This is a genomic window from Actinokineospora spheciospongiae, from assembly GCF_000564855.1.
GTDB lineage: Bacteria > Actinomycetota > Actinomycetes > Mycobacteriales > Pseudonocardiaceae > Actinokineospora > Actinokineospora spheciospongiae.
Window position 1 is genome coordinate 1 of the sequence record NZ_AYXG01000013.1, and the last position, 14,795, is coordinate 14,795.

Here is a 14,795-nt window from a genome sequence, read left to right on the forward strand (position 1 = left end):
CCCGGCCAAACACATCCACCCACCCGGGCAGTTGGCTCGCCGGGCCGGCGGTTCGTTGGGTGGTCGGCTGGGCCGCTGTGCCCGGTGGGGTTTGTCGTGGCTGGTGGTCGGGTCGGCTGCCCGCCGCATCCGCTGCGCGTCTCCCCGAGTAGTGGTGGGATCGAGCCGGGAGGCGCACATGTCGGGGATCAGCAGGCGGTCATTGCTCCGCGCGGCCGGAGTGGGCGCTGTGGCGTGGGGTGCGGCGGCCTGCACCGGTGCGCCGGACGCGCAGCCCACGACGAGCCCGGCCACCACCGTGCCCTCGACCACGCCACCCACCACCGTGCCGACCACCCGCCCGGCGCCCGTCCCGCCGGACTGGGACGCCCTCCGCGCCCGGCTCGACGGGGCCCTCAGCCTGCCCGCCGACCGCGGTTTCACCGCCGCGCACCGCCTCTACAGCCCCGACTTCGACAGCCGCACCCCCGCGGCTGTCGCCCGGGTCGCCACCGCCGAGCACGTGCGGGCCTGCGTGGACACCGCCCGCGACTCCCGCCTGCCGATCGCGGCCCGCAGCGGCGGTCACAGCTACGCCGGCTACTCCGCCCCGGACAACGGCCTCGTCGTCGACCTGCGCGGGATGGCCGCGGTGCGGGTCGCCCCGGACGGCACCGCCACCGTCCAGGCCGGGGCCCGGCTCATCGAGGTCCACCGGGCGCTCGCCGCGGCCGGGCGGTGCCTGCCCGCGGGGACCTGCCCCAGCGTCGGCATCGCGGGGCTGACCCTCGGTGGCGGCATCGGGGTGCTGACCCGCAAGTACGGCCTGACCTGCGACCGGTTGACCGCCGTCCGGGTCGTCACCGCCGACGGGGCGCTGCGCACGGCCGCGCCGGACAGCGAGCCCGACCTGTTCTGGGCGCTGCGCGGTGGTGGGGGCGGGAACTTCGGCATCGCCACCGAGTTCACCTTCCGCACCGAGCCCGCCCTGCGGGTCACCACGTTCGCCACCGCGTTCCCGGCGGGCGCCGCGCCGGAGGTCTTCGCCGCCTGGCAGGAGTGGCTGCCCGGTTCGCCCGCCGAGCTGTGGTCGACCGTGTCGCTCAGCGCGGGCCGCAGGGCGCACCTCAGCGGCTGCTTCATCGGCACCCCGGCCGGGCTCAACCCGCTGCTGGACGCCGTGATCGCCCGCACCGGTACCAAACCCACCAGCCGCCAGGTCGTCGAACGGTCCTACCTGGACGCCATGCTGTTCTACGCGGGCTGCACCGAGTGCTCCCCGGACTCCGTGCGCCGCCAGACCTTCACCGCGTCCTCGCGCGTCCTGAGCACCCCGGTGGCAGACCCGACCGCCCTCGCCGCACTGCTCGACAGGACATCCGAACTCGACCTGCTCTTCGACTCCCTCGGCGGCGCGGTCGCGGAAGTCGCCCCCGCCGACAGCGCCTTCCCGCACCGCACCGCCCTGGCGACCGTGCAGGTCTTCCAGAGCGGTCACAACCCCGGGGCCATGACCGCGGTCCGCGACGGCCTCGCGGCCCTGGGCGTGAAGGACGGCTACGTCAACTACATCGACCCCACCATGCCCGACTGGGCGGGCGCCTACTACGGCGCCAACCTGCCCCGCCTCGCGACCGTCGCCGCCCGGTACGACCCCGACTCCGTCTTCGCCTTCCCCCAGGCGATCCGGGCCTGACCGGGTGCGGTCAGGCCCGGGTGCCGGTCACAGCGGCAGGTCCGACAGGACCATCGTCTGCTCCTCGGTGAAGTCGTCCATCGCCGAGCGGATGCCCTCGCGGCCGGTGCCGGAGCCCTTCACACCGCCGTAGGGCATCTGGTCGGCCCGGTAGGACGGGACGTCGCCGATGACCACGCCGCCGACCTCCAGTTCCGCCGCCGCGCGGAAGGCCAGTTGCACGTCGCGGGTGAACACGCCCGCCTGGAGGCCGTAGTCGGTGCTGTTGGCCTGCTCGAACGCCTCCTCGACCGAGTCGACCGTCGACACGACCAGGACCGGGCCGAAGACCTCCTCGCGGCAGACCTTGGCGTCGGCGGGGACGTCGGCGAGCACCGTGGGGGCGACGGTGGCGCCGTCGCGGGTGCCGCCGGTGAGGACCTTCGCGCCCGCGGCCTCGGCCTCGGCGATCCAGCCCGCGACCCGCTCGGCGTTGTCCTCGTCGATCAGCGGGCCCACCTCGACCTCCGGGTCGTGCGGGTCGCCGGTGCGCAGGGCCTCGACCGCGGCCACCAGCTTCGGCACGAAGTCCCCGGCGACCGACCGGTGCACGATCACCCGCTGCACCGCGATGCACGACTGCCCGGCCTGGTAGTTGCCGAAGGTGGCGATCCGCTCCGCCGCCAGGTCCAGGTCGGTCCAGTCCGGGCAGACGATGGCGGCGCTGTTGCTGCCCAGTTCCATCACCACGTGCTTGCGCGGCGCCGAGTCCATGATCCCCCAGCCGACGCCGGTGGAGCCGGTGAACGAGATGACCGGCAGCCGCGGGTCCTCGACGAGCGTCGACATGGCCGACCCGCGCACCGGCAGCACCGAGAACGCGCCCTCGGGCAGGTCGGTCTCGGCCAGGATCTCCCCGAGCAGCAGCGCCGAGAGCGGGGTGGCCGACGCGGGCTTGACGATCACCGGGGCGCCGACCGCCAGCGCGGGCGCCACCTTGTGCGCGACCAGGTTCAGCGGGAAGTTGAACGGCGCCACCGCCAGCACCGGCCCGCGCGGGCGCCGCCGGATCACCCCGAGTCGACCCTCCCCGCCCGGGTCGGTGTCGAGCCGCTGGAGTTCACCGACGTGCCTGCGCGCCTCCTCCGCGGCGAAGCGGAACGTGGAGACCGCGCGGTGCACCTCCACCTCCGCCCACTTGAGCGGCTTGCCGTTCTCGGCGGTGATCGTCTCGGCGACCTCCTCGATCCGCTCGGCCAGCGCGGCCGAGACGTGGTCGAGCGCGGTGGCGCGCACGTGCGCCGGGGTCGAGCGGAACTCCTTGGCCACCGCCGTCGCCGCGGCGACCGCCCGCTCCACCTGATCGGGTGAGGGCACCGACACCGCGGCGACCTCGGTCCCGTCGTACGGGTGGCGCACCTGGAAGGTGTCCTCGCTGCTCTCCGCCTTGCCCGCGACCCAGAACGGGCGCGGCTTGGCCACGACGGCGTGTTCTTCGACGCTCATACCGACAACCGTAGGCCCGAGCCCGCCGGGAAGCGCGCCAAGTTACGATGGCGGTGGCTGACCGACGGTGGTGACTAGGGTTCCGCCGCACCCGGAGCGGGTGCGGGTCTGGTTCGAGCGTCACGGAAAACCGGTGTGGACGTGGGCACCGGCAGGCATCTCCGGGAGAGAAACCCAGGGAGGGACCGGTCGGCACACAGTGCTGGGCTGCTGTGTGCCGGGTGGGGTCCTGCTCGTGCGCCTGCTCCCGGGGAAAGCGGAGTCATCACATGTCAGACGAGAACAAGCCCGTCCTGGTCGTGGACTACGGCGCGCAGTACGCGCAGCTCATCGCCCGCCGGGTGCGCGAGGCGCAGGTCTACTCCGAGGTCGTGCCGCACACCACGCCGGTCGCGGAGATGCTGGCGAAGGACCCGGCGGCGATCGTGCTGTCCGGCGGTCCCTCCAGCGTCTACGCCGAGGGCGCGCCGCGGGTCGACCCGGCGCTGTTCGAGGCGGGCGTGCCGGTGTTCGGCATCTGCTACGGCTTCCAGGCCATGGCGGGCGCGCTCGGCGGCACCGTCGAGCACACCGGCACCCGCGAGTACGGCCGCACCGACCTCGGCGCCGAGGGCGGGGTGCTGCACGACGCCCTGCCCGCCCGGCACCCGGTGTGGATGAGCCACGGCGACTGCGTGACCAAGGCCCCCGAGGGCTTCACCGTCACCGCGTCCTCCGCCGGTGCCCCGGTCGCGGCGTTCGAGGACACCGCGCGCCGCTTCGCCGGGGTGCAGTACCACCCGGAGGTGGGCCACTCCCCGCACGGGCAGGAGGTGCTGCGCCGCTTCCTGCACGACGTCGCGGGCCTGGCGCCGCGCTGGACCACCGCCTCCATCGTCGACGAGCAGGTCGAGCGCGTCCGCGCCCAGGTCGGCGACGGCCGGGCCATCTGCGGGCTGTCCGGCGGCGTGGACTCCGCGGTGGCCGCCGCCCTGGTGCACCGCGCCATCGGCGACCGGCTCACCTGCGTTTTCGTCGACCACGGCCTGCTGCGCGCGGGCGAGCGCGCCCAGGTGGAGCGCGACTACGTCTCCGCGACCGGCGTGCGCCTGGTGACCGTGGACGCCCGCGAGCGGTTCCTCGCCGCGCTGGCCGGGGTGACCGACCCGGAGCAGAAGCGCAAGATCATCGGCCGCGAGTTCATCCGCGTGTTCGAACAGGCGGAGCTGGACCTGCAGGCCGAGGCGGGCGGCGACAAGTACCGCTACCTGGTCCAGGGCACCCTCTACCCGGACGTGGTGGAGTCCGGCGGCGGCACCGGCGCGGCGAACATCAAGAGCCACCACAACGTCGGCGGCCTGCCCGAGGACCTCGACTTCGAGCTGGTCGAGCCGCTTCGCGCGCTGTTCAAGGACGAGGTCCGCCGGGTCGGCACCGAGCTGGGGCTGCCGGAGACCATCGTGCAACGCCAGCCGTTCCCCGGCCCCGGCCTGGGCATCCGCATCATCGGCGAGGTCACCGCTGAGCGCCTGGAGATCCTGCGCGCCGCCGACGCCATCGCCAGGGAGGAGCTGACCGCCGCCGGGCTCGACCGCGACATCTGGCAGTGCCCGGTGGTGCTGCTGGCCGACGTCCGCAGCGTCGGCGTCCAGGGCGACGGCCGCACCTACGGTCACCCGGTCGTGCTGCGCCCGGTGTCCAGCGAGGACGCGATGACCGCCGACTGGACCCGCCTGCCGTACGAGACGCTGGAGCGCGTCTCCACCCGGATCACCAACGAGGTCGCGGACGTGAACCGCGTGGTCCTCGACGTGACGAGCAAGCCCCCGGGCACCATCGAGTGGGAGTAGCGCCACCGCCCGGCCGGTGGTGCCGAGACGGGGAAGGACCCGGCCGAATCCCGGCCGGGTCCTTCCCCGTTGTGTGAGCGGTTCCCCCGTGGGCAGGGGAATGCGGCTGCCTGCGCCCCTACGCCGACAGCCGCACCCCGGTCAGCACCCCCCGCGCCCCCGGCCCCTGCCGGAGGCCAGCAGCGCCACCCCCACCAGCACCGCCACCCCCGCGACGAACCAGCGACCGTCCACCGCCGGGAACCAGCTCGCCCCGTCGGTGAGCACGAAAGCCGAGGCCCCCAGGGTCAGCAGACCCGCGATCAGCACCAGCACGTCCGGCCCCCGCCGGACCCCGTCGCGCTCAGCCACGCCGCACCTCCACGTCCCCGGGGCCGTTCACGCCCGCCACCAGATCGATCTTGAGCCCGCCCTCGCCGTCGGCGCCGAAGTCGGTCTTGTCGACGTTCGGGGAGGTCCCGTCCATGGTCGCGCCCAGGCAGGTCACCGTGCCGACCCCGGCCGAGCAGCGCACCGCCACGTCCGCGTCCTCCGGCACCCGGACCACGACGCTGCCCACGTCCGCGTGCACCTCGGTGGTGACCGACCCGGTGGCGGGCAGGGCGGTGAGGTCGACGTCGAGCGAGCCGATGTTGCGCCGGTACTCGGCCTGCACCTGCTCCAGCGTCGTCGGCTTCGCGTTGATCTCCCCGATGCCGTCGGCGCGGATGCCCTGCGGGAAGAACACCGTCAGCGCGATGCCGACCCCCGCCAGCGGCAGCGCCAGGCCGATCAGGCCGCGCCCGCCGCGGGTGAACGAGCTGAACACCATGCCCAGCCCCAGCACCGCGAGCAGCAGGCCCACCACGTGGCGGAGGTTGAACCAGCCCGCGTCGCTCGGGCCGATCGCCGCCGCCACCCCCGCGGCCAGCACGACGACCGCCAGGGTGATCACCCCCGCCTTCGACCGCCGCTCCCGCCGCACCGGCAGCCGCTGCTCCGGTGCGGCCGGGCTGGGCTCGGGCAGGTCCCACGCGAAGGGCGCGGCACCCAGCGGGTCCCAGGCGGGCGGACCGGTCGGCTGGGCCGGCTCGTCGGCGGTCTGCCGCGCCGCAGTGGCCCCGAAGACCTGGTGGGACTCGGAGGACTCCGTGGTCTGCTCCGGCCGCGCGGTCGGCACCGTGCCCAGGTGCGACCGGTTGCGGTGCAGCAGGAACAGCATCCCCGCCACGACCGCGATGCCGATGTAGGTGGTGGCGTCGTTGTCGATGAACCAGCTAAACGCCGGGATCAGCGCGATGCACAGGCCGATGGTGACGTGCTGCGAGGTGGAGCTGCGCCCCTTGCCCAGCAGCGACTCGGCCGGTGAGGTCTCGTCCCCCTCCTCCGGGAAGAACAGCCACCCCAGCAGGTAGAGCACCACGCCCGCGCCGCCGAAGACGGCCGCGACCACGAAACCCACCCGTGCGATGACGGGGTCGATGCGGTAGCGCTCCCCGATCGCCGCCGCGACGCCCGCGACCTTGCGCCCCCGGCGGGGCCGCCTCGGTCGGGTCGCCCAGAAGTCCTTGAGCGTGTCCTCCACGCTGCTGTCCTGCTCTGTCGTTTTCCCACTCACGGTGAATACTCTGGTCGGCGGGGCCGCCGGGCACATCCGGGACCGACCCTGAACCCGCATCAGGGTCCGACCCCGATGTGGCGCCGGGGGCGTTGTGTGAGCATCCTCGGTGTGAGTACGCGGCTCGAGGAGCAGACGACACCGGAGGCGGAGATCGAGCGCTCGGCACCCGACGCGGTGGCGGTGGCGGATGAGGTCCGCTTCTACCGCCGCCGGGACGGCCGCGCCATCGCCGGGGTCGCCGGGGGCATGGCCGACCACCTCGGCGTCGGTGTGCTGTGGGTGCGCATCACCTTCGCGCTGCTCGCGGCCCTGGGCGGGGCGGGCATCGCCGCCTACGGGCTGCTGTGGGTGGCGGGCGCGCAGGCGCCGTCGGACCTGCAGGGGCCCGCCGTGTCCTCCCGGGAGCGGCAGCAGGCGTTCGGCCTGGTCGCCGTGGGGGCGGGGCTGGCGGTCGGGGCGGGCACGCTGTCCGGGATGGTCAGCGGCTGGATCGCGGGCGGCATCGGGGTGGCGCTGGCGGGGGCCGTGCTGGTCTGGCGGGAGGCCGACCAGGCGCAGCGGCGCCGGGTCACCGGCGCGGTGCTCGGCGGGGGCCGGGCGGGCGGCGTCCGGGTGGCCGCGGGGGCGCTGCTGGTGGTCGCCGGGATCGTGATCTTCCTGCTGCGCAGCATCGGCCTGGACCAGTTCCAGTTCGCCCTGCTCGCGGTGCTGGCCGCGCTGGCGGGCGTGGCCGTGCTGACCGTGCCGTGGTGGCTGCGGCTGGTCCGCGACCTGGGGGAGGAGCGGCGCGCCCGCATCCGCACCGAGGAGCGCGCCGAGATCGCCGCGCACCTGCACGACTCGGTGTTGCAGACCCTCGCCCTGATCCAGAAGCAGTCCGAGGCCCCGCGCGAGGTGCTGCGCCTGGCCCGCGGCCAGGAACGGCAGCTACGTAGCTGGCTCTACGGGCCCTCCGGGTACGGCCGCTCCCTGCACGAGGGCATGGACCACGGCACGCTGGCCGCGGCCTTCGAGCGCGCCGCCGGGGAGGTCGAGGACAGCTTCGCCATCAAGGTGCAGCACGTGGTGGTCGGCGACTGCGAACTCGACGAGCGGCTGGTCTCGACGGTGCTCGCCGCCCGCGAGGCGATGGTCAACGCCGCCAAGCACGCCGGGGTGGGCGAGGTGTCGGTCTACGCCGAGGTCGAACCGGAGAAGGTCACCGTCTTCGTCCGCGACCGGGGCCGGGGCTTCGACCCGGGCGCGGTGCCGCAGGACCGGCACGGGCTCGCCGACTCGATCCGGGGCAGGATGGAGCGCAACGGCGGCGAGATCCGGTTGCGCACCGCACCCGGGGACGGCACCGAGGTCCAGTTGGACATGCCCCGCGCGAAAGTGAGCCCATGACCGAGCCAGAGCAGGCCGCCCCGGCCAAGCCCCCCGTCCGCGTCTACCTGGTCGACGACCACAGCATGTTCCGCGCGGGGGTCCGCGCCGAGCTGGACACCGTCACCGACGCCGTCGAGGTCGTCGGCGAGGCGGGCAGCGTCGGCGAGGCGGTCGCGGGCATCGCCCACCACCGCCCCGACGTGGTGCTGCTCGACGTGCACATGCCCGACGGCGGCGGCGCCGAGGTCCTGCGCCGCGCCCGCAAGGCCAACCCCGAGGTCGTCTTCCTGGCCCTGTCGGTCTCCGACGCCGCCGAGGACGTCATCGCGGTCATCCGCGCGGGCGCCCGCGGCTACGTCACCAAGACCATCTCCAGCACCGAACTCGCCACCGCCGTCCAACGCGTCCGCGACGGCGACGCGGTGTTCTCCCCGAGGCTGGCCGGTTTCGTCCTCGACGCCTTCGCCGACCGCCCCGGCGCCGCCCCGATCAACGACCCGGAACTCGACCTGCTCACCCCCCGGGAGCGCGACGTGCTCCGGCTGCTGGCCCGCGGCTACGCCTACAAGGAGATCGCCTCCGAGCTGTTCATCTCGGTGAAGACGGTGGAGACCCACGTGTCGAGCGTGCTGCGCAAGACCCAGCTCTCCAACCGCTACGAGCTGTCCCGCTGGGCCTCAGACCGCCGCCTGGTCTAGGACGGGGGCCGGGGCGGGCACCGGCCGGGGCCGGAACCGGGTCATCGCCACGCCCGCGAGCACCACGACCATCCCCGCCACGACCCGCGCGTTCAGCGGCTCGTGCAGGAACAGCGCGCCCAGCAGCACCGACACCACCGGCAGCAGGTAGCCGACCGTCGTCGCCTGGGTGGCGCCCTCGTCGGCGATCAGGCGGTAGTTGATGGCGAACGCCACGCCGGTGCCGAGGACGCCCAGGACGCCGATCGCGACCAGGACGGTGGGGGTCAGCGCGATGGAAGCGGTGTCGCTGAACGGGAGGGTGAGCAGGCCCATGGCCGCCGCGGCGGTCAGTTGGGCGCCGGAGAGGGCGATCGGGGAGGTGCCGCGGTTGGAGAGCTTGCGGGCGACGTATGCGTAGGCGACGGCGTAGCTGGCCGCCCCGGCGAGGAGCGCCACCGCGCCCCAGCTCGCCAGGCCCGTGGTCTGCCACGGCGCGAAGATGAGGACCGTCCCGGCGAAGCCCACCAGCAGCCCGCCCAGCCGCACCGGGGACAGGCCGCGGTCGGTGCCGATCACGATCCCGATCAGCAGCGCCCACAGCGGGGTCGTGGAGTTGAGGACCCCCGCGACCCCGGAGTCGACGGTCAGCTCGCCGACGGCGAAGAGCAGGAACGGCAGGGCGCTGCCGAAGAACGCCGCCACCGCCAGGTGGCCCCAGGTCCGCACCGACCCCGGCAGCCGGTGCCGCCCCCACGCGCACAGCCCCAGCACCACCAGCGCCCCGAGCACGCAGCGCACCGCGCTGATCCACGCGGGCGGCAGGCCGCCAAGCGCCAGCTTGATCCACAGGAAGCTCGACCCCCACAGCAGGGCCAGCACCCCCATCCGCACCAGGGTCGCGCGTCCGCCGTTCACCGCTGCCTCCTCCGTGGTCTGCTCACCACGCTCTCGCAGCTTTTCTGACAGGACAAGCGAATTGTCGTGCACGAACCGTTAAGCTCCGCTACATGCTCGACGTGCGGCGGATGCAGGTGTTGCGGGCGGTGGTGACCAGCGGGTCGGTGACGGCGGCGGCCGCGAACCTGGGCTGCACGCCCTCCGCGGTCAGCCAGCAGATCGCGGTGCTGGAGAAGCAGGCGGGCACCGCGCTGCTGGAGCGGGTCGGCCGCGGCGTGCGCCCCACCGCCGCCGGGCGGCTGCTCACCGAGCACGCCGCGATCATCGGCAGGCACCTGGCCGAGGCCGAGACCGCCCTGGCCGACCTGCGCGCGGGCCGCACCGGGCACCTGGCCATCCGCTGCTTCGCCACCGCGGGCGCCGCCCTGGTCCCGCCCGCGCTCGCCGCCCTGCGCGCCGAGCACCCCGGCGTCCGCGTCGACCTCAAGCTGATCGACCCGGAGGACCCGCTGCCCGAGGTGGCCGAGGGCCGCGCCGACCTGGCGATCATCATCCACCCGCGCCCGGAACCACCGCGCGGCGTCGTGCTCACCCACCTGCTCGACGACCCGTACCGGGTGGTGCTGCCGCGCGGGCACCGGCTGGCGGCCAAGCGCTGCCTGGACCTGGCCGACCTCGCCGAGGAACCCTGGGTGGGCAACGAGTTCCCGTCCGGGCCCTGCCACCGGATCGTCGTCGACGCCTGCGCGGCGGCCGGGTTCTCCCCGGACGTCGTGGTGGAGAGCGAGGACTACGCCACGGCGCAGGGGTTCGTGGCGGCCGGGCTGGGGGTGTGCCTCATCCCGAGAATGGGGCTGGGCAACCGGCACGCGGGGGTGGTGGTGCGGCCGGTGCGGCGACCGGAGCCGATCCGGGCGATCTTCGCGGCGGTGCGGGAGTCGGCTGAGCCGCAACCCGCGCTGCGCGGTCTGCTGGACGCCCTGCGGGCGGCTGCTGCTTAGGGTTGCCGGTTGATCCGCTTGCCGGGTTTCAAGCGCTGATCTTTGGTGGGTGTGCTCGGCCGGGCAGGCGGTTGGTGGGGTGGCCGACTTTGAGTCCAGGGCCTAGCCGCGGCGGGAGCCCTGGTCGTAGTCGTCGATCTTGAAGGTGCCGTTGTCCTCGGAGACCTCGTAGACGTAGGGCTCTCGGGAGACCTTGCCGTCCTTGGGGGTGAACTCGATCACCGCCGACACCTTGTCGTCGTCGGTCTGCACGCTTTCCAGGCGGACCGACGTCATGCGGTCGTAGAACTTCTTGAACTTCTCGAAGCCACCGGACTTCTTCTGCGCCTTCTCGCTCAGCAGGGCCCAGGCGCCCTCCGGGTTGCCGGGCAGGAAGGCGTAGTAGTTGCGCACGGCCGCCTCGTAATCCCCGGCCGAGGGGGCTTCCGGCGGCGTCGTGGTGGTGGTCGTGGTCGTCGTGGTGGTTGTGGTCGTCTTCTTGGCGGCGGTGGTGACCGGCTGGGCGGTGGGCTTGGTGGTGGTGGTCTGCGCCGAGGTCTCCGGGGCGATCTGCGGGCCGGGGGCGCCGGAGTTGTTCTTGCCGCCGTTGACCAGGCTCGCGCCGAGGATGCCCACCAGGATCGCCGCGATGATCGCCAACACCGTCAGCACGATCGTCCTGGTGTCGCGCTTCGCCGGGACGGGCTTCGCGGCGGGTTTGCGCTTGGGGGGTTGCCCCGCGGGTCTGCGGTTGCCCACGGCCGGGTTGCCCGCGGGCGGGCGGCCGTTGGTGCGCGGGGGCATCGGCATCGGCTGTGCGCCGCGCATCGGCTGCTGGTCCTGGTGGCGCAGTGCCTGCATCGGGCCCGAGGGCTTGGGCTCGGTGAACGGGTGCACGTCCAGCCGGGTGCCGGGGTGGCCCTGCGGCGGGGCGCCCGTGGCCAGGCCGCCCGGCGGGGTGCCCATCGGGGGCATCGGCGCGGCCTGGTTGGGGCGCGGGGCGGGCTTGGCGTACGGCTCGGTGCGCTGGTGGGCCAGCGCCGCCTGCGGCAGCGGCCTGCCCTCGGCCACCGCCGTCAGCGCCTCCTTGGCGGCGGTCATCGTCGGCCGCTCGGTCGGGTCCGCGCGCAGCAGTTGCATCAGCAGCGCGGTCAGCGGACCGGCCTGCCGCGGCGGCATGACCTTGCCCGCGGCCACCGCGTACAGCAGCGCCAGGGTGTTCTCGCTCAGCCCGAACGGGGAGTGCCCCTCGACCGCGGTGTAGAGCGTCGAGCCGAGGGAGAACACGTCCGCCGCCGACGTCGGCTGCTCGCCCTTGGCCACCTCGGGCGCCAGGTAGGCCGGGGTGCCCGCGAGCATCCCGGTCGCGGTGACCGTGACGTCGCCGGTGGCGCGGGAGATGCCGAAGTCGGTGATCTTGACCGTGTTGCCGTCCTCGCCGAGCAGCACGTTGGCGGGCTTGACGTCGCGGTGCACGATCCCGGCGGCGTGCGCGGCGACCAGCGCGGCGGCCACCTGCGCGCCGATCCGGGCGGCCTCGGCGGGCGGCAGCGTCTCCCGCTCGTTGAGCACCCCGGCCAGGCTCTTCGACGGCAGGTACTCCATGACCAGCCACGGCTCGTTGTCGTGCTCGACCACGTCGTAGACGGTGATCGCGTTCGGGTGCGCCAGCCGGGCGGCGATGCGGCCCTCGCGCATCGCGCGCAGCCGGGCCTCCTCGTTCAGCTCCTCGCTGACGCCGGGCTGCGGCAGGAGCTGCTTGACCGCCACGGTGCGGTGCAGCCGCTGGTCGTGCGCCTGCCAGACCACGCCCATGGCGCCCGCGCCGATGCGCGCGCCGAGCTGGTACCGCCCGGCGACCAAGGTCTGCTCGCTGGTCATTGGGGCTCCTGGCTCACGGTGCGTCTGCCTGCGTCGGGGGCGCGGGGGTCGTCGTGGTGGTTTCGGCCTGCGTGGTCGTGGTCGGTTCCACCGTGGTCGTCGGCCTGCTGGGGGTCGTCGTGGTCGTGGTGGGCTCGGTGGTCGTGGTGGTCTCGGCGGTCGTCGTGGGCGCCGCGGTCGTGGTCCGCTGGACCGGCCGCGTGGTGCGCTCCGGCGGGGTGGTCGTGGTGACCGGGGCGAGCACCGACGTCGACGCGGGCGGGGTGTCGACCTTGGCCGGGATGTCCTGCTGGTCCGCGGGTGCCCGCTGGGTCGTGAGCACCAACCAGGTGCCCACGGCCAGGATCGCCGCCACCCCGGCGCTGGCGAACACCAGCGGCTTGTGCGACTTGACCGGCGGCGGTGCCGTGGCGACCGTACCGGGCCTGCGCACCACCGACGTCGGGTCGGTGGTGCCGACCACCCTGGTCGCCTCGTCGGGGACCGCCGCCGCGGCCACGGCGACCGTGGGCGGCGGCACGTCCGGGTCCTCCCCGCGCGCCACCGCGGCGAGCAGGTCCCGCGCCTCGGCCGCGGACGGCCGGGCCTCGGTCTCCAGCGCCAGCAGCGAGATCAGCACGGCGGTCAGCGGCCCGGACTGCACCGGCGGGTTGATCTTGCCGGAGGCCACCGCGTGCAGCAGGCCCAGGGTGTTCTCGCTGAGCCCGAACGGCGGCTCGCCCTCGGCCGCCGCGTAGAGCGTCGACCCCAGGGAGAACACGTCGGAGGCGGCCGAGGGCTCGCGGCCGACGGCCACCTCGGGCGCCAGGTAGGCCGGGGTGCCCGCGATCAGCCCGGTCTTGGTGACCGTGACGTCGTCGGTGGCCCGGGAGATGCCGAAGTCGGTGATCTTCACCGAGCCGTCGTCGCCGAGCAGGATGTTGCCCGGCTTGATGTCGCGGTGCACGATCCCGGCCGCGTGCGCGGCGGCCAGCGCGGCGGCCACCTGCGCGCCGATCCTGGCCACCTCGGCCACCGGCAGCGGCCCGCGCTCGTTCAGCGCGATCGCCAGGCTGTCCGAGGGCAGGTACTCCATGATCAGGCAGGGGGCGCCGTCCTCGTCCACCACGTCGAACACCGCGATGGCGTTCGGGTGGTGCAGCCGGGCGGCGATGCGGCCCTCGCGCTTGCAGCGGGCCACCGCCTCGTCGGCCTCGTCCGGCGGCAGGCCGGGGGGCAGCAGCAGCTTCTTCACCGCGACCGTGCGGTTCAGCCGCTCGTCGAGCGCCTGCCACACCACACCCATGGCACCGGCACCGATGCGTCGTTCCAGCCGGTAGCGCCCGGCTACCAGCCGGCCCTCATCGCTCATCCCGACCGGAACCTCCCTAGCCCGCTGGGGATGGCGGGCGCTACGTCTCAGTCTCACGGCACGCGGCCACCCGGCACGCGGGTGCACCACCGGCGCCGGGTGTCCGACCGCTCCAGGCTAGGCGCTCACGCACCGCGCATGAACGCAGTCCCGCGCGGGCGAGCCTGCTGGCCAACGGCTACATATTGTCACAATCGCCCGGCGTCCGAGACCAATCGCCCGGCTACTGTGGCTGCACCGCGAGCAGCTCGGCGTCGGAAATGCGCTGCGGAGCCGTTCCGCTCACCGTCAGTAGCTGGCGCACCCGCAGGGTGGCGCCGTCGTCGAGGGTGAGCACCACCACGGCCAGGACCTCGCCCCGCTCGGCCGCACCGGCCTCGACCGACACGACGCTGACCTCGCGGACCGCCCGGTACGCGGCCGTGAACTCCGCCCGGCTGGTGCCCAGCGCGGCACCGGCGACCAGGTCGAACGCGGCCGACGGGTCTTCGGGCACCAGCCGGTAGAACTCCAGCACCACGTCGCGCGGGGACACCACCGGCCGCGCCGCGGGCAGGCTGTTCGCCGGGCTGGTCGAGCCCTCCGCCTCGGTGGTGCGGGCGACGACCCGGCGGTCGGGCGCGGCGGCGGTGGTCGGCGGGGCGATCCGGGCCCTGCGCCCGGTGTCGGTGTAGGCGGCGACGAACCGGTCCGGCAGCAGCGCCCGCTCACCGGTGATCTGCAGGCTGGGGCGGTTGTCGGCGCTGTCGGCGGCGCGCTGCCTGGTGACCACGGCGGCGACCGCCACGGCCCCGCAGAGCGCGGCCACGGCCAACCCGAGGACCGCGGCCTGGGCCACCCTGGCGGCCCGGGAGGACCTGACCGGCGGCGCGCTCGCCTCCGGGGCGACCTCGAGGGTGTCGGTGTCACCGGTGCGGACGCGGTCGAACCGGACCGTGGCCTGGTCGTCGGCGGGACCGGCCACCGGGCCGCGCAGCGCGTCCGGGCCGTCGATCACCGACGGCCGGGGGCGCGCGTTCTCGCCCGCGGGCGGTGCGGCGGGTTCGGGG

12 protein-coding genes are annotated in these 14,795 nt (G+C 74.3%); 5 read left to right on the top strand and 7 right to left on the bottom strand.

The window, feature by feature from the left end; all coding sequences use genetic code 11:
* Positions 1-229 precede the first annotated feature (229 nt).
* Positions 230-1,675 (top strand): FAD-binding oxidoreductase, encoded by a 1,446-nt coding sequence (locus UO65_RS01605; protein ID WP_324608948.1) that lies wholly within the window; start codon positions 230-232, stop codon positions 1,673-1,675.
* 27 nt (positions 1,676-1,702) lie between these two features.
* On the opposite strand, the gene UO65_RS01610 is transcribed toward UO65_RS01605, so the two are convergent.
* A complete protein-coding gene (locus tag UO65_RS01610) occupies positions 1,703-3,160 on the bottom strand; it encodes an aldehyde dehydrogenase family protein (RefSeq protein ID WP_035277999.1) in 1,458 nt (485 codons plus the stop codon).
* Between the two features lie 269 nt (positions 3,161-3,429).
* On the opposite strand from UO65_RS01610, the gene guaA reads away from it, so the two are divergent.
* Positions 3,430-4,989 (top strand): glutamine-hydrolyzing GMP synthase, encoded by a 1,560-nt coding sequence (gene guaA, locus UO65_RS01615; RefSeq protein ID WP_035278001.1) that lies wholly within the window; start codon positions 3,430-3,432, stop codon positions 4,987-4,989.
* Positions 4,990-5,130: 141 nt separating this feature from the next.
* On the opposite strand, the gene UO65_RS01620 is transcribed toward guaA, so the two are convergent.
* The gene (locus UO65_RS01620) at positions 5,131-5,340 is read right to left on the bottom strand and encodes a hypothetical protein (RefSeq protein WP_035278005.1); all 210 of its coding nucleotides are present in this window, start codon (positions 5,338-5,340) and stop codon (positions 5,131-5,133) included.
* On the bottom strand, positions 5,333-6,586 hold the full coding sequence (locus UO65_RS01625) for a PspC domain-containing protein (protein ID WP_063935859.1): 1,254 nt from the start codon (positions 6,584-6,586) through the stop codon (positions 5,333-5,335). The genes UO65_RS01620 and UO65_RS01625 overlap by 8 nt, the downstream gene beginning before the upstream one ends.
* Positions 6,587-6,661: 75 nt before the next feature.
* Here UO65_RS01625 and UO65_RS01630 point away from each other — a divergent pair, with 75 nt between their 5' ends.
* Together UO65_RS01630 and UO65_RS01635 are read left to right on the top strand one after the other, a co-directional pair.
* Positions 6,662-7,975, top strand: coding sequence for a PspC domain-containing protein (locus tag UO65_RS01630; RefSeq protein WP_084175217.1), 1,314 nt, complete (start codon positions 6,662-6,664; stop codon positions 7,973-7,975).
* Positions 7,972-8,655 (top strand): response regulator, encoded by a 684-nt coding sequence (locus UO65_RS01635; protein WP_035278011.1) that lies wholly within the window; start codon positions 7,972-7,974, stop codon positions 8,653-8,655. The genes UO65_RS01630 and UO65_RS01635 overlap by 4 nt, the downstream gene beginning before the upstream one ends.
* On the opposite strand, the gene UO65_RS01640 is transcribed toward UO65_RS01635, so the two are convergent.
* Positions 8,635-9,522: a DMT family transporter gene (locus UO65_RS01640; RefSeq protein ID WP_035278022.1), complete on the bottom strand. Its 888-nt coding sequence runs from the start codon at positions 9,520-9,522 to the stop codon at positions 8,635-8,637. The two genes, UO65_RS01635 and UO65_RS01640, sit on opposite strands and share 21 nt — an antisense overlap.
* Positions 9,523-9,644: 122 nt before the next feature.
* On the opposite strand from UO65_RS01640, the gene UO65_RS01645 reads away from it, so the two are divergent.
* Positions 9,645-10,535: a LysR family transcriptional regulator gene (locus UO65_RS01645; protein WP_035278014.1), complete on the top strand. Its 891-nt coding sequence runs from the start codon at positions 9,645-9,647 to the stop codon at positions 10,533-10,535.
* 102 nt (positions 10,536-10,637) lie between these two features.
* On the opposite strand, the gene UO65_RS01650 is transcribed toward UO65_RS01645, so the two are convergent.
* From UO65_RS01650 to UO65_RS36490, 3 genes are all read right to left on the bottom strand, one after another.
* Positions 10,638-12,395: a serine/threonine-protein kinase gene (locus UO65_RS01650; RefSeq protein WP_035278016.1), complete on the bottom strand. Its 1,758-nt coding sequence runs from the start codon at positions 12,393-12,395 to the stop codon at positions 10,638-10,640.
* Positions 12,396-12,408: 13 nt separating this feature from the next.
* A complete protein-coding gene (locus UO65_RS01655) occupies positions 12,409-13,746 on the bottom strand; it encodes a serine/threonine-protein kinase (RefSeq protein ID WP_035278018.1) in 1,338 nt (445 codons plus the stop codon).
* A 223-nt stretch (positions 13,747-13,969) separates the two neighbouring features.
* Positions 13,970-14,795, bottom strand: an 826-nt coding sequence (locus UO65_RS36490; RefSeq protein ID WP_161784404.1) for a hypothetical protein, incomplete at its 5' end; no start/stop codon positions are given.